Annotated in this window: 26 protein-coding genes; 14 read left to right on the plus strand and 12 right to left on the minus strand. The window is 70.9% G+C overall.

Annotated elements, in window-relative coordinates:
* Positions 1–52: 52 nt before the first annotated feature.
* The 3 genes from STRVI_RS07245 (at position 53) to STRVI_RS07255 (ending at position 3,720) form a co-directional block, all read left to right on the plus strand.
* The gene (locus STRVI_RS07245; RefSeq protein WP_014054973.1) at positions 53–1,078 is read left to right on the plus strand and encodes an ATP-dependent 6-phosphofructokinase; all 1,026 of its coding nucleotides are present in this window, start codon (positions 53–55) and stop codon (positions 1,076–1,078) included.
* A 153-nt stretch (positions 1,079–1,231) separates the two neighbouring features.
* Complete coding sequence (locus tag STRVI_RS07250) at positions 1,232–2,578, plus strand: hypothetical protein (protein WP_014054974.1); 1,347 nt, start codon at positions 1,232–1,234, stop codon at positions 2,576–2,578.
* Positions 2,569–3,720 carry a hypothetical protein gene (locus STRVI_RS07255; protein WP_014054975.1) on the plus strand — a complete coding sequence of 384 codons (1,152 nt, stop codon included), beginning with the start codon at positions 2,569–2,571 and terminating at the stop codon, positions 3,718–3,720. The genes STRVI_RS07250 and STRVI_RS07255 overlap by 10 nt, the downstream gene beginning before the upstream one ends.
* 682 nt (positions 3,721–4,402) lie before the next feature.
* Here STRVI_RS07255 and STRVI_RS07260 read toward each other — a convergent pair.
* Both STRVI_RS07260 and STRVI_RS07265 read right to left on the minus strand, forming a co-directional pair.
* A complete protein-coding gene (locus STRVI_RS07260) occupies positions 4,403–5,296 on the minus strand; it encodes a carbohydrate ABC transporter permease (RefSeq protein ID WP_014054976.1) in 894 nt (297 codons plus the stop codon).
* 142 nt (positions 5,297–5,438) lie between these two features.
* Positions 5,439–6,716, minus strand: a complete 1,278-nt coding sequence (locus STRVI_RS07265) for an LCP family protein (protein WP_014054977.1) — start codon at positions 6,714–6,716, stop codon at positions 5,439–5,441.
* A gap of 158 nt (positions 6,717–6,874) precedes the next feature.
* On the opposite strand from STRVI_RS07265, the gene STRVI_RS07270 reads away from it, so the two are divergent.
* A complete protein-coding gene (locus STRVI_RS07270) occupies positions 6,875–8,083 on the plus strand; it encodes an RNA-guided endonuclease InsQ/TnpB family protein (protein ID WP_014054978.1) in 1,209 nt (402 codons plus the stop codon).
* A gap of 144 nt (positions 8,084–8,227) precedes the next feature.
* Here STRVI_RS07270 and STRVI_RS07275 read toward each other — a convergent pair whose 3' ends face one another.
* Positions 8,228–10,360 carry a glycosyltransferase gene (locus STRVI_RS07275; protein WP_014054979.1) on the minus strand — a complete coding sequence of 711 codons (2,133 nt, stop codon included), beginning with the start codon at positions 10,358–10,360 and terminating at the stop codon, positions 8,228–8,230.
* Positions 10,361–10,503: 143 nt separating this feature from the next.
* On the opposite strand from STRVI_RS07275, the gene STRVI_RS07280 reads away from it, so the two are divergent.
* Positions 10,504–11,301 carry a methyltransferase domain-containing protein gene (locus tag STRVI_RS07280; RefSeq protein WP_014054980.1) on the plus strand — a complete coding sequence of 266 codons (798 nt, stop codon included), beginning with the start codon at positions 10,504–10,506 and terminating at the stop codon, positions 11,299–11,301.
* 18 nt (positions 11,302–11,319) lie between these two features.
* Here the strand turns inward: STRVI_RS07280 and STRVI_RS07285 are convergent, their stop codons facing one another.
* Genes STRVI_RS07285 through STRVI_RS07295 form a run of 3 tightly spaced genes read right to left on the minus strand, consistent with a single transcriptional unit; the run spans position 11,320 to position 13,942 of the window.
* The gene (locus STRVI_RS07285) at positions 11,320–12,774 is read right to left on the minus strand and encodes an FAD-dependent monooxygenase (RefSeq protein ID WP_014054981.1); all 1,455 of its coding nucleotides are present in this window, start codon (positions 12,772–12,774) and stop codon (positions 11,320–11,322) included.
* Positions 12,775–12,807: 33 nt separating this feature from the next.
* Positions 12,808–13,425, minus strand: a complete 618-nt coding sequence (locus tag STRVI_RS07290) for a TetR family transcriptional regulator (RefSeq protein WP_014054982.1) — start codon at positions 13,423–13,425, stop codon at positions 12,808–12,810.
* A 58-nt stretch (positions 13,426–13,483) separates the two neighbouring features.
* On the minus strand, positions 13,484–13,942 hold the full coding sequence (locus STRVI_RS07295; RefSeq protein ID WP_014054983.1) for an ATP-binding protein: 459 nt from the start codon (positions 13,940–13,942) through the stop codon (positions 13,484–13,486).
* Positions 13,943–14,131: 189 nt separating this feature from the next.
* Between STRVI_RS07295 and STRVI_RS07300 the strand changes: the two genes are divergently transcribed.
* From STRVI_RS07300 to STRVI_RS07330, 7 genes are all read left to right on the plus strand, one after another.
* A complete protein-coding gene (locus tag STRVI_RS07300; RefSeq protein WP_014054984.1) occupies positions 14,132–14,995 on the plus strand; it encodes a helix-turn-helix domain-containing protein in 864 nt (287 codons plus the stop codon).
* A gap of 2 nt (positions 14,996–14,997) precedes the next feature.
* On the plus strand, positions 14,998–15,180 hold the full coding sequence (locus STRVI_RS07305) for a DUF397 domain-containing protein (protein ID WP_014054985.1): 183 nt from the start codon (positions 14,998–15,000) through the stop codon (positions 15,178–15,180).
* A 3-nt stretch (positions 15,181–15,183) separates the two neighbouring features.
* A complete protein-coding gene (locus STRVI_RS07310) occupies positions 15,184–15,366 on the plus strand; it encodes a DUF397 domain-containing protein (protein WP_014054986.1) in 183 nt (60 codons plus the stop codon).
* Positions 15,367–15,369: 3 nt separating this feature from the next.
* Positions 15,370–15,555: a DUF397 domain-containing protein gene (locus tag STRVI_RS07315; protein WP_014054987.1), complete on the plus strand. Its 186-nt coding sequence runs from the start codon at positions 15,370–15,372 to the stop codon at positions 15,553–15,555.
* A gap of 46 nt (positions 15,556–15,601) precedes the next feature.
* The gene (locus STRVI_RS07320; RefSeq protein ID WP_043235522.1) at positions 15,602–16,243 is read left to right on the plus strand and encodes an RNA polymerase sigma factor; all 642 of its coding nucleotides are present in this window, start codon (positions 15,602–15,604) and stop codon (positions 16,241–16,243) included.
* Positions 16,243–17,328, plus strand: coding sequence for a CU044_5270 family protein (locus tag STRVI_RS07325; RefSeq protein ID WP_014054989.1), 1,086 nt, complete (start codon positions 16,243–16,245; stop codon positions 17,326–17,328). The genes STRVI_RS07320 and STRVI_RS07325 overlap by 1 nt, the downstream gene beginning before the upstream one ends.
* 221 nt (positions 17,329–17,549) lie before the next feature.
* Positions 17,550–17,927: a hypothetical protein gene (locus STRVI_RS07330; RefSeq protein ID WP_251982570.1), complete on the plus strand. Its 378-nt coding sequence runs from the start codon at positions 17,550–17,552 to the stop codon at positions 17,925–17,927.
* A gap of 64 nt (positions 17,928–17,991) precedes the next feature.
* Here STRVI_RS07330 and STRVI_RS07335 read toward each other — a convergent pair whose 3' ends face one another.
* A complete protein-coding gene (locus tag STRVI_RS07335; protein ID WP_014054991.1) occupies positions 17,992–18,897 on the minus strand; it encodes an NmrA family NAD(P)-binding protein in 906 nt (301 codons plus the stop codon).
* A gap of 87 nt (positions 18,898–18,984) precedes the next feature.
* Between STRVI_RS07335 and STRVI_RS07340 the strand changes: the two genes are divergently transcribed.
* Positions 18,985–19,809, plus strand: a complete 825-nt coding sequence (locus STRVI_RS07340) for a TetR/AcrR family transcriptional regulator (protein ID WP_014054992.1) — start codon at positions 18,985–18,987, stop codon at positions 19,807–19,809.
* Between the two features lie 390 nt (positions 19,810–20,199).
* On the opposite strand, the gene STRVI_RS07345 is transcribed toward STRVI_RS07340, so the two are convergent.
* From STRVI_RS07345 to STRVI_RS07360, 4 genes are all read right to left on the minus strand, one after another.
* Positions 20,200–21,117 carry a carbohydrate ABC transporter permease gene (locus tag STRVI_RS07345; protein ID WP_014054993.1) on the minus strand — a complete coding sequence of 306 codons (918 nt, stop codon included), beginning with the start codon at positions 21,115–21,117 and terminating at the stop codon, positions 20,200–20,202.
* A 12-nt stretch (positions 21,118–21,129) separates the two neighbouring features.
* The gene (locus STRVI_RS07350) at positions 21,130–22,506 is read right to left on the minus strand and encodes an extracellular solute-binding protein (RefSeq protein WP_014054994.1); all 1,377 of its coding nucleotides are present in this window, start codon (positions 22,504–22,506) and stop codon (positions 21,130–21,132) included.
* A gap of 183 nt (positions 22,507–22,689) precedes the next feature.
* On the minus strand, positions 22,690–23,688 hold the full coding sequence (locus tag STRVI_RS07355) for a chitinase (protein WP_014054995.1): 999 nt from the start codon (positions 23,686–23,688) through the stop codon (positions 22,690–22,692).
* Between the two features lie 226 nt (positions 23,689–23,914).
* Entirely contained in the window at positions 23,915–24,559 is a 645-nt protein-coding gene (locus STRVI_RS07360) for a dihydrofolate reductase family protein (protein ID WP_014054996.1), read from the minus strand.
* 98 nt (positions 24,560–24,657) lie between these two features.
* Here STRVI_RS07360 and STRVI_RS07365 point away from each other — a divergent pair, with 98 nt between their 5' ends.
* Entirely contained in the window at positions 24,658–25,164 is a 507-nt protein-coding gene (locus STRVI_RS07365) for a winged helix-turn-helix transcriptional regulator (RefSeq protein ID WP_014054997.1), read from the plus strand.
* Here STRVI_RS07365 and STRVI_RS07370 read toward each other — a convergent pair.
* Entirely contained in the window at positions 25,161–25,868 is a 708-nt protein-coding gene (locus STRVI_RS07370; protein ID WP_014054998.1) for a response regulator, read from the minus strand. The genes STRVI_RS07365 and STRVI_RS07370 overlap by 4 nt on opposite strands.
* Positions 25,869–26,362 lie beyond the last annotated feature (494 nt).

Below are 26,362 nucleotides of genomic sequence, written 5' to 3' on the forward strand. Positions count from 1 at the left end.
AAACAATCGGACTGGCTCACATCTACCCGTAGGGAGCAGGAGACACAGCACGATGCGCATCGGAGTTCTCACCGCAGGCGGCGACTGCCCCGGCCTCAACGCTGTGATCCGGTCGGTGGTGCACCGCGCGGTCGCCGGCCATGGCGACGAGGTGATCGGGTTCGAGGACGGCTTCAAGGGCCTCCTCGACGGCCGTCGCCACAAGCTCGACCTCGACGCCGTCAGCGGCATCCTGGCCCGCGGCGGCACCATCCTCGGATCCTCCCGGCTGGAGCGCGCCCGGCTGCGCGAGGCGTGCGAGACCTCGAAGGACCACGCGCGTGACTACGGGATAGATGTGCTGATCCCGATCGGCGGCGAGGGCACCCTCACCGCCGCGCGGATGCTCTCCGACGCCGGGCTGCCGATCGTCGGCGTCCCGAAGACGATCGACAACGACATCTCCTCCACCGACCGCACCTTCGGCTTCGACACCGCCGTCGGCGTCGCCACCGAGGCGATGGACCGGCTGAAGACCACCGCCGAATCGCATCAGCGGGTCATGGTCGTCGAGGTCATGGGGCGCCACGCGGGCTGGATCGCGCTGGAGTCCGGGATGGCCGGCGGCGCCCACGGCATCTGCCTGCCCGAGCGGCCCTTCGAGGTCGACGGGCTGGTGAAGATGGTCGAGGAGCGGTTCGCCCGCGGCAAGAAGTTCGCCGTCATCTGCGTCGCCGAGGGCGCGCACCCGGCCGAGGGCTCCATGGAGTACCAGAAGGGCGCGATCGACCAGTACGGCCATGAGCGGTTCACCGGTATCGGCAACCGCCTCGCGGCCGAGCTGGAGCGGCGCCTGGGCAAGGAGGCCCGCCCGGTCATCCTGGGCCATGTGCAGCGCGGCGGCACGCCCACCGCGTACGACCGCGTGCTGGCCACCCGCTTCGGCTGGCACGCCGTCGAGGCGGCGCACCGCGGCGACTTCGGCATGATGACCGCGCTGCGCGGCACGGACATCACGATGGTGCCGATCGCCGAGGCGGTCACCGAGCTCAAGACCGTTCCGGTCGACCGGATGGACGAGGCCGAGTCGGTCTTCTGATCCGTCAGGCCGCCGCGCTCGCTTGGTCGTTGGGGGCGCTCTCGCCTCTCTCGTCGGCTGTGGGCGGCCTTCGGCGGGTCTTCCGCCCCTCTGATACTGTCCCCGCCTGATCAAGGGGGAACTGATCAGGAGATGTGAGGAGTCAAGGGCGGGATGCGTGGTTTATGGGGCCGTGCGCGGCAGCGCCGCAAGCCCCTCGTCGTACTGATGGCGGTGGTGGGGATCGCGGGAGCCGTCCTCGCCACCAGGGACAGCGGTGGCGGCCATCTCGCCGCCAACCAGGCCCAGTTGAGGAAGGCGTGCGACAGCACCCTGCCGTACGGGGACCTCGAACGGCTGGTGCGTGACGAGCGGCCGGGCAAGCTCGGACAGCACGGCACGATGCTCGCCCCCGGCCAGGAGAGCCGTTCGTTACTGGACTGCTCGCTGTCCTGGGGAGACGGCTACGGGGTCACGGTCCATGCCGAGGCGCTGGTGTCCGATGTCCCCCAGCCCGTCGAGACCCGGGACCTGCTGGAACCGGCCGGTGGCCACGGCACCTTCGTGGCGCCGGGCACCACCGGCCAGTACGGCAAGCGGGGAGCCTGGCTGGTGACCGACTGCCTGGGCGGGCTCGGCGGCCGGGTCCGGCCCACGACCGATCTGTATGTGACGGCCCGGGTCACGGACGGGGCGGACGACGCCGACGGGGCCGACGGGGCGGACGACGCCGACGAGGCGACGTCGGGGAACGGCAAGCCGGACCGCGTCACCGCGCTCCTCGGCTTCCGTACCGCCGTACAGGTCGCCAACGTCCTCACCAAGGCCCAGCACTGCGGCTCCGGCCCGCTCGCGATGCCGAAAACCGTGGTGGACACGGACGAGACCCATGGCGCGCCCGGCCGGGCGTTGCGCAAATGCGAGTGGATCGACGGCTCTTCACTCCCCGGCATCGCCTCCGGCTCCTGGACCACCCTCGGCGATCTGCAGGAGTCCACCGCCCTGAGCGCCTGCGCCGGGGAGTGGGACGCGGCGAAGAACGCCGGGAAGCGCCCGCGCCCGAAGGAGTGGCAGGTCACCGAGGTCGAGGCGGCCAGTTGGTCGGGGGTCCTCGGCCGGTCCGCCTACGACTCCTACGAACGCGAGGGTCATGTGCCCGGGTGGGGAGCGCAGGAGGACGCGAGCCCCTCAGAGGCCGGTTCCGAGGCGGACTCTGAGGCGGACGCCGGTCGTGGTGTACGGCAGGAGGACCGCGTCTCCTCCTACGCCGGACGGCCCCAACTCGCCCTGTGGGCCCAGTCGGTGTGCGGCGGCCGCACCACCTACCACCGGGTCGCCGTCCTCCCCGAGATCCGGCTCGAGGACGGCGAGACCGCCGTCATCAGCGGCAAGGACCGCGCCAGGCTCTCCACCACCGCCCGTACGGTTCTCGACCGCTATCTCGACGCCGAGGACGGCTGGCCCGCGTCGGCGGACTGCCGCGACACCAAGGTGCTCGGGGAGGTGGAGCAGTGGCACTGACCCGACCCCCACTCACCCGGCGCCGGGTCCGGGCCCTGGTGGCCGTCGCGATGGCGCTGGCCGCCCTCACCGGAGCGATCGTCTGGTTCGCGGGCAGCGAGGACCGGGCGCTGGACGGGGCCTGCGACGGGGTGCTTCCGGTCGGCGACGTCCGCGCGGTGCTCGGCGAGGACGCCGAACTGGACGTGACCAACCGCACCGAGGGCGCCTTCGGCGACAAGGCCGCCACAAGCGGCGGCAAGCGGGCCAACAGCCTGTCCGTCCGCTGCCGGATCGCCGCCGAGGGCACCGGCCACATCGCCGTCACCATCGCGGGCTCGCCCCGCCCCCGCGCCGAGTACGGAAACGGCGAGCTCTACGCCGCCGTACCCGCGAGCCACACGCTTCCCGTCCCCCTCGGCAACGGCTGGTCCGGCCTCTTCGCCACCGAGACCGCACGGCTGGACGACGCCGAGGACGGCAAGGCCACCACCGCCGTGCTGCTCGACTGCGCCCGGCGCGGCGACAGCCTGCTGATCACCGTCGAGACCGCGCTGCGCGGCGCCCTCACCCTCGACGACCCCGCCGTCCGCCCCGACTTCGTCCGCACCGCCACCGCCACCGCCGAGGCGGCCAACGACCACTGGGGCTGCGGCGCCCGCCTGGGCACATCCGTCCGTACGGTGGGCCTGCCGGTGAACGAGGACGAGTACGAACCGCTGCTCGGCGCCAAGGGCACCTGTGCGGCCGTCCCCACCGCCTCCCGCTCCGCCGTCTCCACCGCCCGCGAGACCGCCCGCGACCGCGCGCCGCGCGAGAGCTGCGTCCTCGGCACGCGGGACGGCTCACCGCTCTACCGCCTTGAGGCGTACTACGGCCCGTACGCGGAGGACGCCCGTTCCCAGTACACCCGGGACTACGACTACGAGAACGTGACCCCCGCCGAGAAGCCCGCCGGACGGCTCGGCCAGAGCGCCTACTGGGCCGGTGCCACCTGCCCGCGCGGCGCCGACTCCGCCCTCTACCTCATCCGCGCCGCCGACGCCGACGGCGAAACCCGCCGTCGCCCCGACCTCGCCTACGAACGCGCCGCGCTGGCGGCTTTCGCCGCCGCCTCGGCCGAACACCACGGCTGCGCGGCGCCGAGCCTGCCCAAGGGCTGAACCACCGGCCGAACCCGGGATGTCCGGCAGACTGTGCCGCCTGCAGCGGGCTGTTCCCCTCCCCGCGCCTTGCCGTAACTGGGGCTCTGCCCCAGCCCCCGGTGACGGGAACGGGCGGGTGGGCATCTCGTCTCCCCGCCCGGTGCCGGGGCATGGCGGCTGGGCCGCGTGGCGGGGCTCCGCTTCTGGGGTCCTCTCCTGGCCCCTTGCCGTTATTGGGGCTCTGCCCGGCCCCCGGTGGCGGGAACGGGCGGGCGTCTCGCCTTCCCGCCCGTTGCCGGGGCATGGCGGCTGGGCCGCGTGGTGGGGCTCTGCCCCTGGGGTTCCCCTCCCCGCGCCTTGCCGTAACTGGGGCTCTGCCCCAGCCCCCGGTGGCGGGAACGGGCGGGTGGGCATCTCGTCTCCCCGCCCGGTGCCGGGGCATGGCGGCTGGGCCGCGTGGTGGGGCTCCGCTTCTGGGGTCCTCTCCTGGCCCCTTGCCGTTATTGGGGCTCTGCCCGGCCCCCGGTGGCGGGAATGGGCGGGCGTCTCGCCTTCCCGCCCGTTGCCGGGGCATCGGTACGGCGGCTCCGCCGCGTGGCGGGCTCCGCCCCCGGGGTCCAGGGGCGGAGCCTCTGGTATCGGGAAGGGGCGGGTAGGGGAAGACAGAACCGCCGGGCACCCCGTAGCAGCGGCGCCGCCGTCATCCCTTGACGGCGCCGCCCAGGGCGAAGCCGCCGCCCAGGCGGCGGGAGATCAGGATGTAGAGCAGCAGCACAGGCGTCGAGTAGAGGATCGAGAAGGCGGCCAACTGGCCGTAGACGACCTGGCCGTAGTTGCCGAAGAAGGTGAAGATCGAGACGGACGCGGGGAGCTGTTCGGGGGAGAGCAGCAGCATGAAGGGGACGAAGAAGTTGCCCCACATCATGATGAAGCTGTAGATCATCACCACCGTGATGCCCGGGCCCATCAGCGGCAGGATGACCCGGGTCAGGCTCTGCAGCCAGGAGGCGCCGTCGGTCCAGGCGGCCTCTTCCAGGATCACCGGCACGCCGTCCATGAAGTTCTTCATCAGCCAGATGGCGAAGGGGAGTTGGGAGGCGGCGAGGAAGAGCGCCGTGCCGGACATGGTGTCGATGAGGTCCACCTGAACGAAGAGTCCGTAGACCGGAACCATGATCGCGGTGATCGGCAGACAGGTGGTGAAGAGCACCGTCAGCAGATACGGGCGTACGACGCGGGAGCGGAAGCGGGAGAGGGGATAGGCGGCCAGCGCGGCGCAGGCGACGGTCAGGATGGTGGCGCCGCCGCACAGGAGCAGGCTGTTGAGCATCGGCGTGAAGGTGATCTCGTCCGTCCACACCGCCGAGAAGTTGTCCAGTGTGGGCGAGCCGGGCGCCGAGACCCGCAGGGTGGCGTCGCTGTCGATGGAGGCCAGGACCAGCCAGGCGAGCGGGAGCAGAAACGCGGCCGCGATGAGCAGCAGCGCGGCGTCGGCGGCCAGTCGACGGCGTCGGCTCGGGGACCAGCGGGGGCGCGGGCGGGATGCGGCGGAGCCGGACCATGGGCGGGCGGGGCGGGCGGAGAGCGTGGACAACCTCGGACCTCCTCGCGCGCTTGCGAGCGCAGTCGATCAGCGTGTCGTCCATGAAACCTGTTGCCACTCGCGTTGGGGAAGACGCGTGCGCGGTTCGCTCTCCTTGCGGTGTCGCCCTACGGCGTGGGCTTACCGTGTCGCCTTACGGCGTCGGCGGGGCGATGTCCACCGGCTGGTCGTTCCGCAACTGGTCGAAGAGGCGCCTCGCCTGCGTCACGTTCCACTGCACGGCGCTGCCCTTGGAGGTCCGGAGGTTGGGGTTGGCCACCGGGACGTTGAGCTGCCTGCCGTTGCCCGAGGTGACGCCCTTCATCGCCTCGAACAGGGACATCAGGTTCCGCAGGCCCATGTCCTTGTCGACGATGAGCGTGTCCAGGCCCGCGCGTACGGTCGGGAAGGCCGCGAACGGGTTGGCCAGGACGCCCGGTGTGGCGGCCTTGTCGGCGAGGGCGGCCAGGAACTTCTGCTGGTTCTGGGTGCGGCCCAGGTCGCCCTTGGCCTCCTGCTTGCGCTGGCGGACGAAGGCGAGCGCCTTCGCGCCGTCGAGGGTGTGGCAGCCCTTTTGCAGGTCCAGTCCGGACTTGGGGTCCTTGATGTCGCGGTCCACGCACATCCGTACGCCGCCGACCGCGTCCACGACGTCCACGAAGCCGGAGAAGCCGATCTCCGCGTAGTGGTCGATGCGCAGCCCCGTGTTGCGCTCGATGGTCGAGACGAGGAGGTCGGGGCCGCCCATCGAGTACGCGGCGTTCAGCTTGTTCTGGGACGGGGCGAAGGTCTTGCCGGTGTCGGGGCGGAGGAACCCCGGGATGGTCACCCAGGAGTCGCGCGGCAGGCTCATCATCGTGGTGCCGTTGGACCCGGTGTGCAGCACCATCATCGAGTCGGTGCGGCGGCCCTCGGCCGAGCCGGTGCGCAGGTTCTTCCTGGCCTGCTCGGAGAGGCCCTCCCGGCTGTCGGAGCCCACGATGAGGTAGTTGGTGCCCTTGCCGGGCGGTGGGCGGTCCGGTGATTTGCCGAGGTCGACCTCGCGGTTGAGCTGGGTGTCGGCCCAGACGTAGGCGCTGCCGGAGGCGAGGAGCAGCGCGGAGACGGTCACGATGGCCAGCCGGATGATCCGGCGGCGCCGGCTGAGGGGCTCCTTGGGGGCGCGGCGCCGGACGGTGGGGGTGGGGTCCGGTTCGGGTGTGGGGGTGAGGGTGGGGGTGGGGGTGAGTGTGGGGGTGGCCAGGGTCTCCTCGCCCCTGCGGTACGGGGCGGGTTTCGTCGGGACGCCTGGCGTTCCCTGCGCGGGCATGCCCTGGGTCCCCTGCATGGGGGTCCCCTGCACGGGGATGCTCTGCGTCTCCGCCGTGGAGATGTCCCAGGCCCGCCCCGACGGCCGGTTCGCGGCGGCCCACCCGTCCAACCGATCGCTCATCGGGACTCCTTCGTGGATACCCCCGGCTTCAGCCGGGGGAGGAAACGAAGCTCCTGCGGAGCAGGGCAGGGAAGGGCGAATCGCCGCCAGGGCGATTCGGTGTCTGCGGTCACCGGCCGACACCTGCCCCTCACACGGGAGCTGATAGAGTGTGAGGCATGGCGCAGCAGGTCAAGCGGGCGTTCAAGTACCGCTTTTACCCCACGGACGAGCAGGCAGCCGAGCTGTCCCGCACGTTCGGCTGCGTCCGCCTCGTGTACAACAAGGCGCTGGAGGAGCGCACGCGGGCCTGGTACGGCGAGCAGCGCCGCATCTCCTACGTGCAGTCCTCCGCCGCGCTGACGGAGTGGAAGAAGAACGAGGAACTGGCCTTCCTGGCGGAGGTGTCCTCGGTCCCGCTCCAGCAGGCGCTGCGCCATCTCCAGACGGCGTTCGGGAACTTCTTCGCCAGGCGGGCCAAGTACCCGCGCTACAAGTCGCGGAAGACGTCCCGGGCGTCGGCCGAGTACACCCGCAGTGCCTTCACGTGGCGCGAGGGGCGCCTGACGCTGGCGAAGACGGCCGGGCCGCTGGACATCCGCTGGTCCCGTCCCCTCCCGGAGGGTGCCGAGCCCACGACTGCGACGGTGTCCCGCGACGCCGCCGGGCGCTGGTTCGTCTCCCTGCTCGTCGAGGACACCATCACCCCGGCCCCCGCCACCAGTGCGGCGGTGGGTATCGACGCCGGGGTCACCTCCCTGGTGACCCTGTCCACCGGGGAGAAGATCGCCAACCCCCGGCATGAGCGCCGCGACCGTAAGCGGCTCGGGAAGGCGCAGCGGGAGCTGTCCCGTAAGGCGAAGGGCTCGGCGAACCGGGAGAAGGCACGCCGGAAGGTCGCCCGTGTGCACGCGCGGATCGCTGACCGGCGCCGGGACTTCCTGCACAAGCTGACCACTCGTCTCGTCCGTGAGAACCAAACGGTCGTGATCGAGGACCTCACCGTCCGTAACCTGCTGAAGAACGGCAAGCTTGCGCGCGCCATCTCGGATGCGGCGTGGACGGATCTGCGCATGATGCTGGAGTACAAGTGCGCCTGGTACGGGCGTGAACTCGTGACGGTCGACCGCTGGTTCCCCAGCTCGAAGCTGTGCGGGGCCTGCGGCACGGTCCGCGGGAAGCTGCCGCTGAACGTCCGTGAGTGGACGTGTGAGTGCGGCGCTGTGCATGACCGCGACGTGAACGCGGCACGCAACATCCTGGCCGCCGGGCTGGCGGCCTCTGCCTGTGGAGACGGTGTAAGACCTCAACGGGAGTCCTCCCGGACGGGGCGGTCGTCGGTGAAGCAGGAACCCCAGCGGGCGACCGCTGGAATCCCCCGCCCTTAAGCGGGGGAGGAAGTCAAGGGCGCAGTCTGCCCAGCGGCCGGAGGGGCCGCCGTCGCTTCATAGAGCTATGACAACTTCGGTGCGGCGTTGAACGCGGGGGTGGTCCCCATCCGTCAGGCCGTCGATGCCGTCACGTCGATGCCGTCACTTAGAGGTCAAGCTCCGGTACGCGGGTGCCTCGCCCAGCGCCTGGGCGGCCGTCCCCGAGCGCTGGATGCGGTGCCATCGCAGCCGCGTCCCGAGCAGGAGGGCGACCACGGACTGGATGACCACCAGATACATGAGCTGCCGGTAGACGAAGAGCTGGAACGGCAGGGACCACAGTGCCCGCATCCGCTCGCCGTCCAGCCGCAGCGCGTATCCGGCGCAGACCATCTGGATCGCGAGATAGCCGAGCCACACCCCGGCCGCCTCCCCCGGGTCGAGGAAGAGCGCCCCGTACAGGGCGAACAGGTCGATCACGGGCGCCAGCAGCGGCAGCAGCACCTGGAAGAGCGTGAGATAGCTGAGCCCCCGGCGGCCGAACCGTCCCACCGAGCCCAGGGAGACCACCGCGCGGCGGTGCTTCCACATGGCCTGGAGGGTGCCGTACCCCCAGCGGTAGCGCTGGCGCCACAACTGGCGCAGGGAGGTGGGTACCTCGGTCCAGGCGACGGCGGTCTCCTCGTAGACGACCCGCCAGCCCGCCCGCCACAGCGCCATGGTCAGGTCGGTGTCCTCGGCGAGGGTGTCCTCGCTGACTCCGCCGACGCCCATGAGCGCGTCCCGCCGGAAGGCCCCGATGGCGCCGGGCACGGTCGGCATGCACTCCAGCACCTCGAACATCCGCCGGTCGAGGTTGAAGCCGAAGACGTACTCCAGGTGCTGCCACCGGCCCAGCAGGCTGCGCCGGTTGCCGACCTTGGTGTTGCCGCTCACCGCGCCGACGGCCGGGTGGGCGAGGGGCTGGATGAGCTGGTGGATGGCGTCCGGTTCGAAGACGGTGTCGGCGTCGACCATCACGACGATGTCGTGCCGGGTGTGGGCCAGCCCGGTGTTGAGGGCGGCGGCCTTGCCCGCGTTGGGCTGGCGGACCACCAGTACCCGGGGGTCGTCGACGCTCACGGCGATATCGGCCGTACGGTCCGTCGACCCGTCGTCGATCACGACGAGTTGAAGGCGCTGATGGGTGGAGGCGAGCAGCGACCGGATGGTGGCCTCGATGCCCGCCTCCTCGTTGTACGCGGGGATGAGCACCGTCACCGGCTCGTTCACCTCGCGCGGCCAGGGCGCGCCGGGCCGGAAGCGGGTGAGCCGCCGGACATGGGTACGGGCGAACAGCACGAGCATCAGCAGCCGCAGCACCCCCAGCGCCCCCGCGATCCCCAGCACCCAGGTCATGGTGGACACGAAGCCGCGGCCGATGGCCGCGACCCAGATCAGCGCCTTGCCCTCCCAGCGCTCCAGGTTGGAGACCGGCACGTCGACCGGGGGTACGCCGAGCCCGCCGGTCACGGTGGTGAACTTCTTCGCCCGCGGGTCCTTCAGCAGCTTCTCGGTCTCCTGATACGCGGTGTCCGTCTGGCTGAACTGCCGGACCACGCCCTGCGCGGGCTTCTTGGCCGACCGGTCGGCGGCCACCAGCGCGTACCCCTCCTCGGCGACCCGCCGCGCCGCCTGCCACTCGTCGCCGCACAGCGTGTCCACATCGGTGGTCAGCGGCAGCCGCAGCAGCCTCGGCTGGACCCCCACGGAGCCCGCCAGCGCCGACTCGGTGAGGGACAGCTCCATCCGGGAGCGGCTGGGGGAGGCGGTGCCCATGTCGGCGCCGGTGTAGGTGTTCGACCCGATCTCATGCCCCTCGGCGCGGATCCGGCGTACGAGGTCGGGGTACTGCGCCGCCTTGGCGCCGGAGACGAAGAACGTGGCCCGCGCGTCGTACCGGCGCAGCAGGTCCAGCAGGCGCGGGGTCTGGACGGGGTCGGGCCCGCCGTCGTAGGTGAGCGCGACCGTTCCGGCGGGCATGCCCACGGTCCGCACCTGATCGCCGTTGATCTGCACCACCGGCCCCCCGTCGGCCAGGGCCCGGGGCACCGGGCTGGTGCAGGGCCGCCGCGCCTTCGCCGCGTCGACCTCATGGGTGGTCCAGCCCTGGAACATCAGCAGGCCGAACATGACGGGAAGGACGAGGAGCAGAAGCAGCCAGTGCGCGCGCGGGTCACGGGACCGCTTGTGCCGGCCCCCTCGGGACAAGTGGCTGGTTTCCTGGCGTTTTTTCGACCGGTTGCCCTCAAACATGGTTGGTCGCACGGTAGTTGCGGGGCCCGGAGCGGGTCCGGCGATGCAGCGCGAATGGATAAGAATTCCGGGGTCGCCCCCGCCGCGCCGCCGCATCACGTAGTGCGCACGCGGAAGCGGCCGCCTCCGCGAGGTGGCTCTGCTTGACTGACGCCATGACCTCTGCCGATGCGTCCATCTTCGAGACCACCAGGCCCGCGTCCGCCGACTACCTCATCCGGTTCGCCGCGAGCGACGCCGGGCGCGGCTACAAAGAGCGGATGCTGGACGCGCTCGATCTCCGGGCCGGGCTGACCGTTCTGGACGCGGGCTGCGGCCCCGGCGCCGATCTTCCCGCCCTCGCGGAGGCGGTCGCCCCCGGCGGTACGGTCATCGGGGTCGACCGCGACCAGGAGATGCTGGACGCGGCGGCGGCGCGCACCGCCGCGCATCCGTGCGTCGAGCTGAGGCCGGGCGATATCCACGCCCTTCCCCTGGACGACGCCGCGGTGGACCGCGCCCGCACCGACCGGGTGCTGCAGTGGGTGGACGACCCGGCGCGGGCCCTCGCCGAGTTCCGCCGGGTCCTGCGGCCTGGCGGGCGGCTGGTGATGGGCGAGCCCGACTGGGACACCCTCGCCGTCGACCACCCCCACCCGTCGCTCTCCCGCGCCTACACCCGCCATATCACCGAGCAGGTGATCCGCAACGCCGCCATCGGCCGCCAGCTCGCCCGACTCGCCACCGACGCCGGGTTCCGCGTGCCGGAGGTCATTCCGGTCACCCAGGTCTTCCGCGATGTCCGCGCGGCGGACCGGGTCTTCGGATTCGAGCGCACCACCCGCCGTGCCATCGAGGCCGGTTACCTCAGCGAGTACCAGGCGGCCGTCTGGCTGCACCACCTCGCCCACCGCCCGTTCTTCGCCTCGGCGACGCTGTACGTGGTGGTGGCGGAGGCGTAGGCCGGTCGTGCCGCGGCCTCAGGCGGCCCGGAACCAGGTGGCCAGGGCCTCGTGCAGACCGTCGTTCGTGGTGCCCTGCCAGGCGATGTAGCAGTCGGGGCGGAGCAGGAGGGCGGTGTCGAGGCCGGGGGCGGGCACGGTGTCCACGTGGGGTGACCAGGGGCCCGGGTCGAGGGCGGCGGTGGGGTCCAGGAGGAGGGGGCGGGCGGTGCGGGTCAGGTCGCGCAGGCCCGGCAGGTCCGGGGCCCAGTGGCCGACGAGCGGGCCGGTCGCCGGACCCATGTCGTAGGCGATGTCCGCGCCGGCGAGCAGCCGCGCGATGTGCCGCCGGGTCGCGGGCTGGTCGAGCAGCTCGCCGAAGAGTTCGCGCAGCGCCGTCACCTCGCCGCCCGGCTGGATCAGCAGCGACTGGGCCTGCGTGTGCATGGCGACCCGCCGCGCCGCGGGGTGTCGTTCCGACTCGTATGTGTCGAGCAGCCCCTCCGCCGCGTGGCCGCGGACCTCCGCCGCCAGCTTCCACCCGAGGTTCACCGCGTCCTGGAGGCCCAGGTTGAGCCCCGGGCCGCCGATCGCCGAGTGCACGTGCGCGGCGTCGCCGAGCAGCACGACACGGCCCGCGCGGTAGCGCTCGGCGATCCGGGTGTTGCCGCCGTACAGCCGCCGCATCAGATGCGGTCCCGGCCCGGTCGGCGGGCCCAGGGGTACGTCCGTGCCGAGCACCCGGCGGGCGCTGGCCCGCAGTTCGTCCAGCGATGCCTCGCCCTCGGGGGGCTGCCCCCATTCCACGGTGGTCAGCTTCGGGTCGCCGTCCGGGGACGGTGCCCAGGCGATCAGCCCGTGCTCGGTCCGCAGATGCTGGAACGGCGGGATGGCGCCGAAACCGGGCACGGTGAGGCTGCCGTCCGGGCCGATCAGGTGTGCGGGCACGCTCACATGTCCGGTGCGCGACACCGAGTCGTCGCTCGTCACGCCGGGGAAGTCGATTCCGGTGAGCTTACGGACCGTGCTGCGCCCGCCGTCCGCGCCGACCAGGAACTCCGCCTCGATCGGCGCCCGCTCGCGCAGCTCGACCGTCACTGACTTCTCGCCCTGCGTCAGCCCGATGACCTCGTGCCCGCGCCGGATGTCCACACCCAGCTCCGCCGCGCGCTCGATGAGCATCCGCTCGATCCGGAGCTGCGGCACCAACAGCGTGTACAGCGGGTTGTCCGGCAGCTCGCTCAGGTCGAGCGGGAACGCGCCGAACGTGAACCGGGGCGCCGGTCTGGGCGTGGTGCCGGGCGTGGCCAGCCGCTCGTACAGCCCGCGCCGGTCGAGCATGCGGATGACCTGGCCGACGAGGCCGTTCGCGCGCTGCGTGTCGGTCGGTTCGGTGAGACGTTCCAGGACGACCGGACGCACACCGGCCAGGGCGAGTTCGCAGGCGAGCATCAGGCCGTTGGGCCCCGCGCCTGCGATGACGACCTCGATCATGAATTCCCCTTCGGGGCAGGCGAGTTGGGGGGCTTACGGGGTGGACGGCGTGGACAGCCCTACCGCGAACCGGGCGAGGGCGTCGGTGAGCAGGGGGCGCACCGGCACGGGTGGATCGGTGCGGAGATGGTGAGCGATGGCGGTGTGTACGGCGGCCACCACCGCCGACGCGACGAGGTGCGGGTACAGGTCCTGATCGAGGTCGCCGCCGGTGCGTTCGGTGATCGCGGCGGCGATCTCGGCCTCGGCGGTCGCCCCGGCGCGCAGCATCTCGCCCCGCAGCGCCGGTTCGGCGACCATCACGCGCACGCCCGCCGTCCACTGCGCCACGTCGGTGGCGGGGGGATGGGCCATCGACTCCGCGTCCGCCGCGAATTGCAGCAGTACGGAGTCGGTGATCGCGTCCCACAGCGGCTCGTCCGGCCGCTCGCGCAGCGCCTCCGCGATGCGCAGGAAGCGGTCGAGGTGGCGGAACGCGATCGCCTCGGCCTTGCTCGAGAAGTAGTTGTTGAACGTACGCGGCGAGACACTGGCCTCCTCGGCGATGTCCTCCACCTTGACCTTGTCGAACCCGCGCTCCACGGTCAGCCGGATCGCGGCCCAGCTCAGCGCCGCGTGCGTCTGGGCCTTCTTGCGCTCTCGCAGTCCCATGCGACCGAGAGTAGCAATTTGTGCGTGCCCCGCAAATCTGCGGGGCCCGCACTTTTTGTTAGGGCTCGGCTTGGGTCGGTGAGCTGGTCAGGTCCAGCTCGGCCCAGATCTCCTTGCCCACGGTCCGCTCGCGCACGCCCCAACGGGCGGCGAGAGCGCGGACGATGAGCAGGCCACGGCCGTGCCTGTCGCGGGGTGACGGGTGGCGGGGGCGGGGGAGTCGTTCGCCCCGGGGGTCGGATACGGCGATACGTAAGCGGGTTTTCGTGAGGGTGAGCTGAACCCGGAAGAGCCGCCCGGGGATGCGGGCGTGCCGGACGGCGTTGGTGGCCAGCTCGGACACGATGAGCGCGGCGTCGTCGGCGAGCGCGGGATGCCCCCACTCGGCGACGAGTCGCGTGGCGTGCTGGCGGGCCCTGGTCACGCTTATCGGTGTCGGGACGTAGTCGACGCGGCCCTCGTCGACGATGGGGTCGCTGGGGTCCGGGATCCGGGGGTCTTGGGGCGCGAATGCCATCGCGTACCTCCAGTGGGCAGGGCAGGGCGGAGCACGTCCGCCAACTGACGTCCCTGTGCGAGCGGTTCATCACGGAAGGTAGTCCCGTCGCCTCACCTCGCACAAGTTCCTCTTGGAGGATTTCCCCCGATCTGGTTTGCGGCGGCCTCGCCGGGCGGCCAGACTGTGCGCGTGACGACAAGTCAGCCGATGCAGGGCAATAGCACCTCGACCGTTCTGGGACGCAGGCTCGGTGGTGAGCTGACCAAGCTCCGCACCGCAGCGGGCCTGACGCAGACGCATGCCGCCAAGGTGCTCACCGGGTCCACGACCAAGGTCGCCAAGATGGAGGGCGGCTGGGTACCGATGCGGGACCCGGACATCCGCGCCCTGTGCGAGCTGTACGGCCTGAGCGACCCTGCGGCGGTGGGTGGGTTGTTGGAGCTGGCCCGCATCGACCGCGAACGCCGCAAGGCGAAGGGGTGGTGGAACGAGTTCCCGAACCTCGGGGACATGCAGGAATACGTCGCGTTGGAGAACGCGGCAACGAGCATCAGGACTTGGCAGCTCTGTCTGGTGCCTGGCCTGCTCCAAACCCCTGACTACGCACGTGCGTTGGCGATGGGCAATTCGACGAAGGGCCACCCCGACAGAGGTGAGACGTTGGTTGCCAGCAGAATCGCGCGACAGCGGCGGCTTTCCGAGGAGCCGACTCTCGGCCTGTGGGCGGTGGTCCACGAAGGCGCACTCCGGCATCGTGTTGGCGGTTCGACGGTGATGCGTGAGCAGTTGAAGCGCCTGGAGGAGGCGGCCCAGCAGTCGAACATCACCGTCCAGATCTTGCCGTTCGAGGCCGGAGCACATCTGGGCATGGGCGGGGCATTCAACATCATCTCGTTCGCGGAGCCGGGAGCCATGGACGTGGTGTATACAGAAACTGCCTTCGGCCAGCTATGGGTTGAGGGAGGTGACGAAGCCGCTCAGCACCAGGAGCTGTTCGAGAAGATCGCCCGCCACGCCCTCGCCGAGTCGGAGAGCAGGTCATTCATCGAAGCGCTCCGAGGAGAGATGTGAGCATGGCGGCTCTTGAGTTCCGGAAGTCCAGCTTCAGTACTGGCGATCGGGAGTGCGTCGAGGTGTCCACGAACGTGCCCGGCATCGTGGCGATACGGGACTCCAAGGACCCGGACGGTCGAATACTCAGGTTCACGCCCGCCGCCTGGGGGGCCTTTCAAGCAGTGCTTGCAGAGGAGGGGTGAACGGTGGCCGATCTAGCCCTCCGTAAGTCGAGCTACAGCCGCGGAGAGGAAGAGTGCGTCGAGGTGGCCACGAACGTTCCCGATGCCGTGGCGATACGTGACTCCAAGAACCCCGCCGGTCCGATGCTTCGGTTCACGCCCGCCGCCTGGGTGGCCTTCCAGGTCGTGCTAGCAGAGGAGGGATGAGCGGTGGCCGAATTGGTCTTCCATAAGTCGAGCCAGAGCAACGCCTTTGACGAGTGCGTAGAGGTGGCCACGAACGTGCCCGGCACCGTAGCGGTACGCGACTCCAAGAACCCCGGCGGCCCGATACTCCGGTTCACCCCCGCCGCCTGGGCGGACTTCCGGCGTGCTCTCGCCCAGAACGCCATGTGACCCACATCACCGGAACTCACCCCACCGCGCCGGTCAGCCAACACACGTGACCACAGATATGCGAACCCGGGTGCGGGCCGGGGATCCAGATGCGTTCGCGGAGCTGTTCGACGCCTACGCGCAGGCCGTCTACCACCACGCCTTCCGCCTGACCGCCGACTGGTCGGTGGCCGAGGACGTCATGTCGGCGACGTTCATGGAGGCGTGGCGGCGCCGTACGGCGGTCGATGCCGAAGGGGGATCCCTGCGGCCCTGGCTCCTGGGCATCGGCACCAACGTCGCCCGTACCCACTGCCGTAGCAACCGCCGATACCGGGCTGCCGCCGCCGCTGCCGCCGAGGCGGGGCCCGACTCGTTGCGGATCCCCGACCACGCCGAGGAGACGGCCGGACGCGTGGACGACCGGAGACGCATCAACGCCACGCTCACCGCCCTCGCTTCGCTGAAGCGCGCCGAACGCGAGGTCCTCGTCCTCTGCCTCTGGGAGGGCATGGAGTACGCCGACGTCGCCCGCACCCTCCACATCGCCATCGGAACCGTCCGCTCCAGGCTGTCCCGAGCCCGTACCAAGCTGCGCAAACTCGCCGACGCCGAACTGGGCCGCAAAAAACGGGAACTCACTCCGCTCACCCGGCAGGTAAAGGGCGATCGCAACCACGCGATCCGGTCCGCAGAGGAAGGAATCTGATGAACCACGCCAGCCCCTCCCAGCCGCACCCGGCTGAGTGGCCGGAGACCCAGGAACTCCTGGGCGCCGAGGAGCGGGGTCTGCCGGCGGGCCGCCACGAGTTTCACAAGGAGCAACTGATGGCCCAGATCCACGACGACCTCCGCACCACCAACGGCGCCCCGGCCGCCCCCGCGCGTCAGCGCAACCCGTTCCTGCGCCGGAACGTGCTGCTGCCCGCCATGGCCTGCGCCGTGGCCGCGGCGGTCGTGGGCGGCTTCGCCCTCGCCGGAGGCGATGGCGGCGACGGCGACGGTAAGACCCCCCTCGCCACCGGCCCCGCGCTGACCACCCAGGTCGGCACCGCCGACGCCAAGGCCGCCCCCGAGCTGCTCAACCGCATCTCCCTGGCCTCGGCCGACACCTCCGGGCCCACGGTGGGCGATGGCCAGTTCATCTACATCGCCTCCAAGGTGGCCAGCACCTACCCCAAGACCGTGGACGACAAGACCACGGTGGTCAGCGAGGAGTTGCACCCCCGCCAGGTCTGGCAGTCCCCTGAGGGGAAGGACGGCTGGCTGATCGAGCCGGGTCAGACCGGCGACAAGGGCATCACCCTGGCCGGTGAGCACCCGATCAGCGCGGCGTACAACGCCCTGGTGAAGCTGCCCACGGACCCCGACGCGCTGCTGAAGAAGATCTACCAGGACGTCGACAAGAACCGGGACAAGGAGGTTCCCCGCGACCAGGCGGCCTTCGTCGCCATCGGCGATCTGCTGACCGAGAGCTACCCGCCCGCCAAGCTCGCCCCCGCCCTCTACAAGGCCGCCGCCAAGATCCCGGGTGTGGCCGCGGTGGACGACGCGGTCGACGCCATGGGCCGTCATGGCATCGCGGTGGCGCGGCTGAACGAGGCCGATGGCCAGCGCGAGGAGTGGATCTTCGACAAGAAGAGCCTGGCCTTCCTCGGTGAGCGCATGGTCCAGGCCCAGCCCCCCAAGGACGGCCCGATCAAGCGCGGCACCGTGCTCTTCACCAGCGCGATCACCGAGCGCGCGGTCGTCGACGGCAACAAGCGGCTGCCCTCCGACTCCCAGGCGGGCTGACCCGCCGCGTCAGACCTCCCGGCGCATCAGCCGCAGATACACCGCAGCATGGGCGGCCTTCGAGTTGGCTGTCGACACCATGGCTGCGGGCTCTGTATAGGCTGGTGCGCGTGGATGTGACGGGGTGCCTTGGGTGTGACCTCCTGACCGGGCGCCGGGAGTTGCCCGGGGGCGTCCTGCACGAAACCGCTGCTTGGGTGGTGAACCACGTCGTCGGACCGATGAATCTCGGCACCTTGATCGTCGGTCCGCGGGAGCATGTCGTGGCCGTCGCGGAACTCGACGACACGGCAGCGGCGGAACTCGGCCCCTTGCTGCGCGATACCGCTCGTGTCGTGGAGACGTTGTGCCGGCCTGAGCAGACCTACGTCTGCATGTGGTCACACGGCCGCGACGCGCGCAAGCACCTGCACATCGCGGTTCAGCCGGTGACTACGGAGGTGCGGGCCCGCTACGGCGGGCTGCGTTCCGAGCAGCTCCAGGCCCGGATGCTGGCGGACGGTGACGAGCCGGACGTCACGGATGTCGAGCAGTTCTGCGAGCGGGCTCGCGAGCTGTTCCGAGGGATCACCGACAGCAGCCTCAAAGCCCGCAGATGATCACCGGCGCCGGGCCGGACAGCGCCACCGACCACGGGACGCGGCCTCTTCCGCCGCCGCTCGGCTATGTGTTGAGCAGGGCCTTGAAGCGGGCCGCGCCGTGGTGGGTCAGCCAGTCCTTGAAGGTGAGCAGGCCGGGGTGGAGGGCGCGTAGGGGCTCGATGTCGACCAAGGGGTAGATGCCGTCGTTGAGGGACTGGATGCCGCGGGCCGCCTCCTCGCTCTGGGCGCGTACGGCGTCGAGAGGGATGTGGACGTACGGGACCTCGTGGCCCGTGGCCCGGCTGATGGCGGCGGCGGTCTCCGGCGGGGTGAGGGTGTCGCCCGCCAGGTCGAAGGCGCGGGAGCGGAAGCGGTCGGGGTCGTCGAAGGCGAGGGCGGCGAAGGCCGCGATGTCGGACAGCGCGATGAACTGCTGGCGGGTGTCCGGGTTGTACGGAGTGGCCAGGGCGCCGCCCCGCAGACCCCATACGGGGTGGAGGAGGTTTTCCATGAAGGACGTGGGGCGCAGGACGGTCGCGGGCATGCCGATCGCGCCGATGTGCTCCTCGATGCGCCGCTTGCTCTCCAGCGTCGACAGCCCGCTGTCATTGTCGGCGCCGAACGCCGAGGCGTAGACGAGGAGTTGGGCCCCGGCGGCCTGCGCGGCGTCCGCCACGTTCCTGCCCCGCCGTACCTCGTCGTCCGGTCCGTATTCCGCGGGCAGGCCCGGCATACCGGGGGTGGGCTGGACGCTGAAGACACCGTGGGCTCCGCGGGCCGCGGCGTCGAGCGAGGCGCGGTCGTCCAGATCGCCCGCGACCAATTCGGCGCCCGCCGAGGCGAGGGCGACTGCCGCGGGGCTGGTGGTGTCCCGGGTGAGCGCGCGTACGTGGTGGCCGTCCGCGAGCAGTCGCCTCGCGGTGGCTCCGCCCTGCTGACCGGTCGCGCCGGTCACCAGGATGATGTGTTTCGACGTCATGGGGGTCATGGCGGAAGGCTCCCGAGTAGAATCGGAACGAGTAACCCGGTTAACGTACCGGAACGGACGACCCGCTTGTCAATCAGGGGGACGGAGATGGCGGCGAGGGAAGCGTCGCACGGCGCGGCAGAGGGCGAAGGGCTGCCCCCGGGAGGGCTGCCCCCGGAAAGGCTGCCCTCGCGGGCCGACGCGCGGCGGAACAGGGCGCGGGTACTGGCCGCCGCCAGGGCCTCGTTCGCGGCGGAGGGCGGCATGGCGCCGCTCGGCGCCATCGCCGAGCGGGCCGGGGTGGGTGCCGGGACGGTGTACCGCCACTTCCCCTCCAAGGAGGACCTTTTCGAGGCGGTGATCGCCGACAGCGTGGACGGGTTCGTCGCTGAGGGGCGGGCGTTGGCCGTGGCCGAGGACCCGGGGGCGGCGTTCTTCGGTTTCCTGGAGCGCGTGGTCAGGGAGGCGTCGCTCAACCGTGCGCTGTGCGAGGCATTCGTCCGGGAGGCACCCGGCCGTGCGCCCGAGGCGGCCGCGGCCGGTGCCAGGCGCGAGTTCGGTGAGGTGCTGAGTGTGCTGCTCCGGCGCGCCCAGGAGGCCGGAGTGGTGAGGGCGGATGTCGCGGCGGCGGATGTGCAGGCGCTGGTGGCGGGGTGCGCGGCCATGGAGCAGGGGCGCGGCCCCGGGACCGGGGTGCTGACGGCGGTGATGTGCGACGGATTGCGGGCGGAGCAAGCCGTAACGAAATTCCGTAACGGAATGGAGGAGGGTGGCGGCGGAGCCGCCGGTCCGCGTGACGAAATCGGTCGGTGCGAGATGTGCGGTGACCCACTGCCCGGCGACCGCACCGGCCGCGCGGGCCGCCCCGCGCGGTTCTGCGGGGCGGCGTGCAGGCAGAAGGCCCACCGGCGGCGCACGCGCGCCAGTGGCTGACCGCCTGCCCGTGACCGAACGGACGCGGAGGCGGCTGGGTGACGTACGTCATGGGAACGCGGCCGTCCGCGCGGACAGTTGAGGGTGTGATCGCAGACAGGGACATCAGCCCGGCGTCGGGCACCGGACCGTCGACGAGCGCCACGGCGGCGGTGTGTGCCTTGCTGGTCGCGGCGGTGCTGACGGGGGCCGCGCTCGCGGCCCCCGGGTCCGGCCTCGGCGTGCGGACGGAAGGCGTAGCCACCGGCGTGGGATCCGCCACGGGCGCGGGAGCCCCCACCGGCGGGGAAACCGCCACCGGCGTGGGAGCCGCCACCAGGGGCCCGGCCGGGGCCATCACCCCGGCGGGGTTCGGGACGGAGTGCGGAGCGGAGTTCAGAGGGGTGAGGTTCAGACCTCCTCGCGCATCAGCCGCAGATACACCACCGAGAACAGAGCCCCGACCAGCAGCAACAGCAGCGCCACCGCCGTGCCGTAGCCGATGAGGGACTTGTTGAACGCCTGGTCGTACATGAAGACCGGGAGCGTCTGGCTGCGGTTTCCCGGGCCGCCTCGGGTCATCGCCCAGATGAGGCCGAACACCGACAGCGTCTGCAAGGTGTTCAGCATCAGATTGGTGCCGATGGAGCGGCGGATCATCGGCAGGGTGATGTGCCAGAAGCGGCCGAGCCCACCCGCGCCGTCGACCTCCGCCGCCTCGGTGATCTCCTTGGGGATCTCGGACAGGGCGGCGGAGTAGACGAGCATCGAGAAGGCCGTGCCGCGCCAGACGTTGGCGAAGGACACGGCGAGGATGGGCAGGGTGTAGAGCCAGTTCTGGGACGGCAGGCCCAGCCAGTCCAGCAGTGCGTTGAGCGTGCCCTCGCGGCGGAAGAACGCGTACAGCAGGAAGCCCGCCACGATCTCGGGGACGACCCAGGCCGCGATGACGATCGCGCCGGTCACCGTCCGCACCGGGCGGGAGGCGCGCTGCATCAGGGCGGCGAGGGCCAGGCCCAGGGTGTTCTGGCCGACGAGGGAGGAGAGCAGGGTGAAGACGAGGGTGAGGACGACGGCGTTGCGGAAGTCGTCGTCCCCGAAGGCGCGCTGGAAGTTGTCCAGCCCCACGAAGTCCGTGGAGGACGCGCCCGTGAGCTGCATATTGGTGAAGGCGATATAGACGCAGTACGCGATGGGGCCACCGAGGAAGAGCAGCAGCATGACGGTGGCGGGGGCGAGCGGAAGCCAGCGCAGGGGGCGGCCGCGACGGCGGCCCGGCCGGGCCGGGGTGTCCGTCGGGGCCGCCGACACTTTGGTCGCGGTTGCCATCGGGGGCGGCCCTCAGCCCTGGCCGCTCGCCGCCACCGTGGCGCCGTCGGCGATGGATGTGAGCTGGTCGTCGTAGGACTTCGCGGCCTTCTCCGGTGAGGAGCCGCCGGCCGTCGCCGCCTCCATGGCCTCGCCGATCGCCGTGGACACCTGGGGATAGACGGGGGTGGTGGGGCGGTAGTGGGTGTACTTCACCAGGCCCGTGAAGAAGGTGATCCCGGGCATGGAGGAGGTGTACTTCGGGTCCTGCGCGACGTCCTTGCGGACCGCGATCTGGGCGTCGACGACGTCCCAGGTGACCGCGTTGTCCTTGGTCTGGAGCTGCTGGACGAACTTCCAGGCCAGATCGGGGTTCTTGGACTTCGCGGTGATCGCCCACGTCCAGCCGCCGGACATGCTGACCTGGCCGGGCGCCTGCCCGTTCTGGGTGGGCATCGGGGCCTGGCCGAGGGTCTTGGACCACTCGGGCCACGGCTTGCCGCCGGTCTTCAGCCAGTTCTGGCCCAGCCAGGAGCCGTCGAGGGCGATGGCCAGCTTGCCCCCGGGGAGCCATTCGCTGAAGACGGTCGTGCCGACGTTGGGATCGAGGGCGTCGGAGATGTCCGGGCCGAGCTTCTCGGAGTAGACGGTCCTCAGGAAGCCCAGCGCGTCCTGGAAGCCCTTGCCGCCGGTGACCCACTTCTTGGCGCCGGGGTCGTAGAGGGGGTTCCCGCCCGCCTCGCCCGTGCCGTACAGCAGCATCTCGAAGCTCTGCATGACGGAGGTCTCGCCCGGGGCCTTGCCGGTGTAGGTGTTGAGCGGGGTGACGCCGGGGACCTTCTTCTTGATCGTGCGCGCCGCCTTGAGGATGTCGTCCCAGTTCTTGGGCGACCAGTCGGCCGGCAGCCCGGCCTTGGCGAAGATCTTCTTGTTGAACCAGAGGCCACGGGTGTCGGTGCCGTCCGGGACGCCGTACGTCTTGCCGTCCTCGGCCTTGGCCGCCGCCTTCGCGGTGTCGACGAACTGGTCCCAGCTCTTCCACTTGGCCAGATAGTCGTCGAGGGGGCGCAGATAGCCCGCCTTGATGTCCGAGTTGATCCGGAAGGTGTCCTCGTAGACCAGGTCGGGGGCGGTCTTGGGGGACCGCATCATCTGCTGGACCTTGGTGGCGTAGTCGTTGTCCTGCGCCTGGATCGGGACCAGCTTGACCTTCTTGCCGGGGTTGGCCTTCTCGAACTGCTTCTTCACCTCGGCCAGATGGTTGTCCTTGAAGCGGATCTTGTTGTCCGTGGAGCGGTTGTAGACGACCTTGACGGTGTCCGGGTCGCTGCCCGAACCGCCACCGCAGGATGTGAGTCCTGCGGTGGCGGCGAGGGTGGCGGCGAGGATCAGTGGGGCGGTGGGGCGCACGGGCACGACCTCCTTGCTGGCCTCTGTGGGCTGCGCGCTGACCGTAAGGTCGGCTTCAACGGAAGGTCAATCCCCGTGACCTGGATCGTCACTTGATCGAACGCCGCCGCAGGTGTACGCCCCCCGTACGCCCTCGTACGCCCCGGGCGTACGGGGGCGTGGCTCAGCAGGTGGCAGCCGGACTCAGCCGTTGTACCCCGCGAGCACCTTGGTGAAGTCGTACGTGCCCTGGTCGATCCCGCTGCAGGCGTCGCCGTCCGTGCCGGAGCCGCACTTGCGGTCGCGGTTGAGCGACCAGAAGCTGACGCGGGCCAGGTGGTGGCTCTTGGCGTAGGACACCATGTCCTTGAAGTTGTTCAGGGATATGGTCTCGCCCGCGACGTCGGTCTTGCCGTTCATCGAGGAGAAGCCGACCTTGCGGTAGGCGGCGTCGGAGGAGAGGCCGTACGCGCCGGCCACGGTGTTCTTCAGACCGTCCACCGCCGACTTGGTGGCCCCCGCCATATCGATGGAGCCCTGGCCGAAGTCGAACGGCATGACTGCCCAGCCGTCCACGTCGAGCCCGGCCGTGGCGCCGCGCTTGACCAGGTCCTTGCCGTTGGAGTCGGGGCCGGACGTGGTGGTGCCGAAGGTGACGTACACCTTGATGCCGCTGTTCTTCTGCTTGACGGTCTTGAGCGCGTCGACCACCCGCTGGCGGACCGTCGCGTTCTCGAACTCGCTCGCTTCGATGTCGATGTCGATCGACTTGAGCTTGTAGGCGTCGATGACCTTCTGATACGCGCCGGCGAGTGCGGAGGCGGAGGAACACTTCTCGCCCAGTTTGTTACCGCTCCAGCCGCCGAAGGAGACGGTGACATCGCCGCCCGCCGAGCGGATGGAGTTGATCGTCGACTGGTCGTTGCCGCCGGTGAGCCCGCGGGAGCCGTCCCACTTGGGGTTGCAGCCACCGTCGGAGAGCATGAACGCCATCGTGAACTGCGTGGTGCCGGTCGCCGACATGACGTCCGTGGCCTTGGGCGGAGAGCCCCAACCCAGGTAGAGGTAGGGCCCGTTGAGCCCGCTGGGGGCGGCTGCGGTGTGCGGCGCCGCTTGCGCGGTGGCCGCCGTGGTGACGCCCGCGGCGAGCATGCCGACGGCGGCGGCGAGGGCGAGTCTGCGGTGATGCCGGGTTCGAGGCATGGCTGACGGAGCCTCCTGGTGGGGGGTGGGAGGGGGTCGAGCGAGGCGCGATCTGGCGAGCCTGAACCTAGCGAGGCGGCATGGCCGCGACAAGATGTCGGATAGGAAACTTTCCTATCGGGGGCGGATGGTGGGTGATCCGCGGTGCCCGGGCCGCCGCCGAGGTGTGGCGTGGTGCTGCCGGGTGCGTGGCTCCTCGCGGCGGCCCGGGCGGTGCCGGAGGGGTCTACTTGGTGTTGGTTCGATTCCAGAAGTGGTGGGTGAGGCCGCTGGCCGAGGTCGCCGACTCGATGGTGAAGCGATCCTGGACTTCGGCCTGTCCGTCCCACAGCGAGACCCCGGCGCCGAGGGTGATGGGCACGGTGACCAGGTGCATGAAGTCGATGAGGTCGGCCGTCAGGAACTGTCGGACGGTGGAAGGGCCGCCGCCGATGCGCACGTCCCGGCCGTCGGCGAGATCCTGGGCGTAGGCGAGTGCGTCCTCGGGGGTGGCGTCGAGAAAGTGGAAGCTGGTTCCGTTGTCGAAGTGGATGGGGTCGCGTCGGTGGTGGGTGAGCACCACCACGGGCGTGCGGAAGGGGGGTTCGTCGCCCCACCAGCCTCGCCAGTCGTCGTCGGCCCATTCGCCGGTCTGCGGGCCGAACTTGCCCCGGCCCATGATCTCGACCCCGATGCCCTGACCCCAGGTGCTGGTGAGAGCGCGATCGAGGGTGATCGGTTCATCCGCGACGTTCACGCCGTGGATGAACCGCCCGTCGAAGCGCCCGAACAGCCTCTCGGCGCCCCCGATGGGCTGGTCGATCGTGATCGTCTCGCCCGCGCTGTAGCCGTCGAGGGAGACGAACAAGTTGTGCACTCGGACCTTGGCCATGCGGCCACCTCCGGTGAGTGATTGCGAACTGCAACTGGTTGCTGAAACTCTACGATGGAGGAGTTGCGGGTTGCAATCAGTCGGGAGGTGCGTGCGCGATGCGTGAGGAGCCGCGTTCGGGTTGTGCGATCAACGCCGCGGTGGAGGTCTTGGGGGACCCGTGGACGCTGATCGTGCTGCGCGACGTGATCTTCGGTGGACGTCGTCACTTCCGCGATCTGCTGACCCGGAGCGAGGAGGGCATCGCGTCCAACATCCTCGCCGGCCGTCTGCGCAAGCTCGTCGAGGGAGGGCTGCTCAGCCGCGACGGTGCCACGCGTGGCCAGAAAGCGACCTACACCCTCACCGAAGCCGGCATCCAGACTCTCCCGGTGATGGTCGCCCTCGGCGCGTGGGGGTTGCGGCACCGACCCACGACCCCGGAGCTCGCGGTGCGTGCCCGCATCCTCGCGGAAGGCTCCCCGCACCTCGTCGATGAGCTCATGGACGAACTGCGCGAGATCCACCTCGGCGTCACTCGTGAAAGCCCGAAGAGCCCCACTGCTTCGGAGCGGTTGCAGCAGGCGTACGAAGCCGCGATCGCGACCGGAGACGGCCGCCCTTAGTGCTCGCTGAGCCAGCGGTACAGCAGCTCGGGACGGCCGATCTGTCCGTAGTGCGGGGCGCGGGCCGCCCGTCCCGCCTCCACCAGGTGTTCCAGATAGCGGCGGGCCGTGATCCGGGAGATTCCCACCGTCTCGGCGGTGGCCGCGGCCGAGATTCCCTCCTCCGCGCCGCGCAGTGCCTCGGTGACCGCGTGCAGGGTCGCCTGGGTCAGCCCCTTGGGCATCGCGGCGGGCTGCGGCGCCCGCAGTGCGGCCAGCGCGCGGTCCACCTCGTCCTGCCCGCTGGCCTCGCCCGCGGTCGCCCGGAACTCGGCGTACCGGAGGAGGCGGTCCCGGAGGGTGGAGAAGGTGAACGGTTTCAGCACGTACTGCACGACCCCGAGGGAGACCCCGTCGCGGACCATCGCCAGGTCCCGGGCCGAGGTGACCGCGATCACATCCGCCCCGTTCCCGGCCGCGCGCAGCGCCCGTACGAGCTGGAGGCCGTGCCCGTCGGGGAGGTAGAGGTCCAGCAGCAGCAGATCGGCGGGCGTCCGCTCCAGCAGCCGCTGGGCGTCCCCGCCGCTCCGCGCGGTCCCGATGACGGCGAAGCCGGGGACGCGGTCGACGTACATCCGGTGCGCGTCCGCCGCGACGGGGTCGTCTTCTACGACGAGAACCCGGATCGGCGCCGGATCCCCCGGTTTCGCCTGCGGCGGGCTCATGAACGGATTCCTTTCGGATGAGGTGCGGTGTGCGGCGCAGTGCGGCGCGGTGCAGTGCGGTGCGGCGCGGTGCGGTGCGGTGCGCGGAAGGCTTAGGGCTCCAATTTACGGAGGGTAACCGCGAGTGGCCAGATCCCTACGGTGATGATTCCCCTACCGCCCGTACTGAGGCGTTCGCCGACCGGGTCCCCTGCCCGCACGCGGCTGAATATGGCCCCCCGGCCGCGGGCGGGGCAGCGGGCGGCGCCGCGCTCGCGGCCGAGCCGTGCCCCGGCCCTCCGGTAGGTGTCGACGCGCCGTGGCGGGATGTGGCGGCGGTTCGCACGGGAGGGCCGGGCGGCCGCTCCCGGCACCGGGCTGGGTGGTGCGCCGTGCGGCGCTCGGGCCGGGCGGGCTCGTCGGGCCGGGGCTCCGACCGCCCCACGTCCCGCCCGCGCGCGGCTGGATAAGGCCGCCCGGCGGCCGGGATGGCGGGGGCGCCCCGTCGGGGCGGC

It is taken from the genome of Streptomyces violaceusniger Tu 4113 (genome assembly GCF_000147815.2).
GTDB lineage: Bacteria > Actinomycetota > Actinomycetes > Streptomycetales > Streptomycetaceae > Streptomyces > Streptomyces violaceusniger_A.

What these genes read in the sequence shown, in the direction of transcription:
- STRVI_RS07345 (WP_014054993.1), bottom strand. Translation starts at nt 21,117, where the DNA reads ATGGCAACCGCGACCAAAGTGTCGGCGGCCCCGACGGACACCCCGGCC.
- STRVI_RS07295 (WP_014054983.1), bottom strand. Translation starts at nt 13,942, where the DNA reads ATGGCATTCGCGCCCCAAGACCCCCGGATCCCGGACCCCAGCGACCCC.
- STRVI_RS07265 (WP_014054977.1), bottom strand. Translation starts at nt 6,716, where the DNA reads ATGAGCGATCGGTTGGACGGGTGGGCCGCCGCGAACCGGCCGTCGGGG.
- STRVI_RS07360 (WP_014054996.1), bottom strand. Translation starts at nt 24,559, where the DNA reads ATGGCCAAGGTCCGAGTGCACAACTTGTTCGTCTCCCTCGACGGCTAC.
- STRVI_RS07355 (WP_014054995.1), bottom strand. Translation starts at nt 23,688, where the DNA reads ATGCCTCGAACCCGGCATCACCGCAGACTCGCCCTCGCCGCCGCCGTC.
- STRVI_RS07245 (WP_014054973.1), top strand. Translation starts at nt 53, where the DNA reads ATGCGCATCGGAGTTCTCACCGCAGGCGGCGACTGCCCCGGCCTCAAC.
- STRVI_RS07330 (WP_251982570.1), top strand. Translation starts at nt 17,550, where the DNA reads ATGAATCTCGGCACCTTGATCGTCGGTCCGCGGGAGCATGTCGTGGCC.
- STRVI_RS07335 (WP_014054991.1), bottom strand. Translation starts at nt 18,897, where the DNA reads ATGACCCCCATGACGTCGAAACACATCATCCTGGTGACCGGCGCGACC.
- STRVI_RS07370 (WP_014054998.1), bottom strand. Translation starts at nt 25,868, where the DNA reads ATGAGCCCGCCGCAGGCGAAACCGGGGGATCCGGCGCCGATCCGGGTT.
- STRVI_RS07250 (WP_014054974.1), top strand. Translation starts at nt 1,232, where the DNA reads ATGCGTGGTTTATGGGGCCGTGCGCGGCAGCGCCGCAAGCCCCTCGTC.
- STRVI_RS07300 (WP_014054984.1), top strand. Translation starts at nt 14,132, where the DNA reads ATGCAGGGCAATAGCACCTCGACCGTTCTGGGACGCAGGCTCGGTGGT.
- STRVI_RS07275 (WP_014054979.1), bottom strand. Translation starts at nt 10,360, where the DNA reads ATGTTTGAGGGCAACCGGTCGAAAAAACGCCAGGAAACCAGCCACTTG.
- STRVI_RS07325 (WP_014054989.1), top strand. Translation starts at nt 16,243, where the DNA reads ATGAACCACGCCAGCCCCTCCCAGCCGCACCCGGCTGAGTGGCCGGAG.
- STRVI_RS07305 (WP_014054985.1), top strand. Translation starts at nt 14,998, where the DNA reads ATGGCGGCTCTTGAGTTCCGGAAGTCCAGCTTCAGTACTGGCGATCGG.
- STRVI_RS07270 (WP_014054978.1), top strand. Translation starts at nt 6,875, where the DNA reads ATGGCGCAGCAGGTCAAGCGGGCGTTCAAGTACCGCTTTTACCCCACG.
- STRVI_RS07285 (WP_014054981.1), bottom strand. Translation starts at nt 12,774, where the DNA reads ATGATCGAGGTCGTCATCGCAGGCGCGGGGCCCAACGGCCTGATGCTC.
- STRVI_RS07365 (WP_014054997.1), top strand. Translation starts at nt 24,658, where the DNA reads ATGCGTGAGGAGCCGCGTTCGGGTTGTGCGATCAACGCCGCGGTGGAG.
- STRVI_RS07340 (WP_014054992.1), top strand. Translation starts at nt 18,985, where the DNA reads ATGGCGGCGAGGGAAGCGTCGCACGGCGCGGCAGAGGGCGAAGGGCTG.
- STRVI_RS07290 (WP_014054982.1), bottom strand. Translation starts at nt 13,425, where the DNA reads ATGGGACTGCGAGAGCGCAAGAAGGCCCAGACGCACGCGGCGCTGAGC.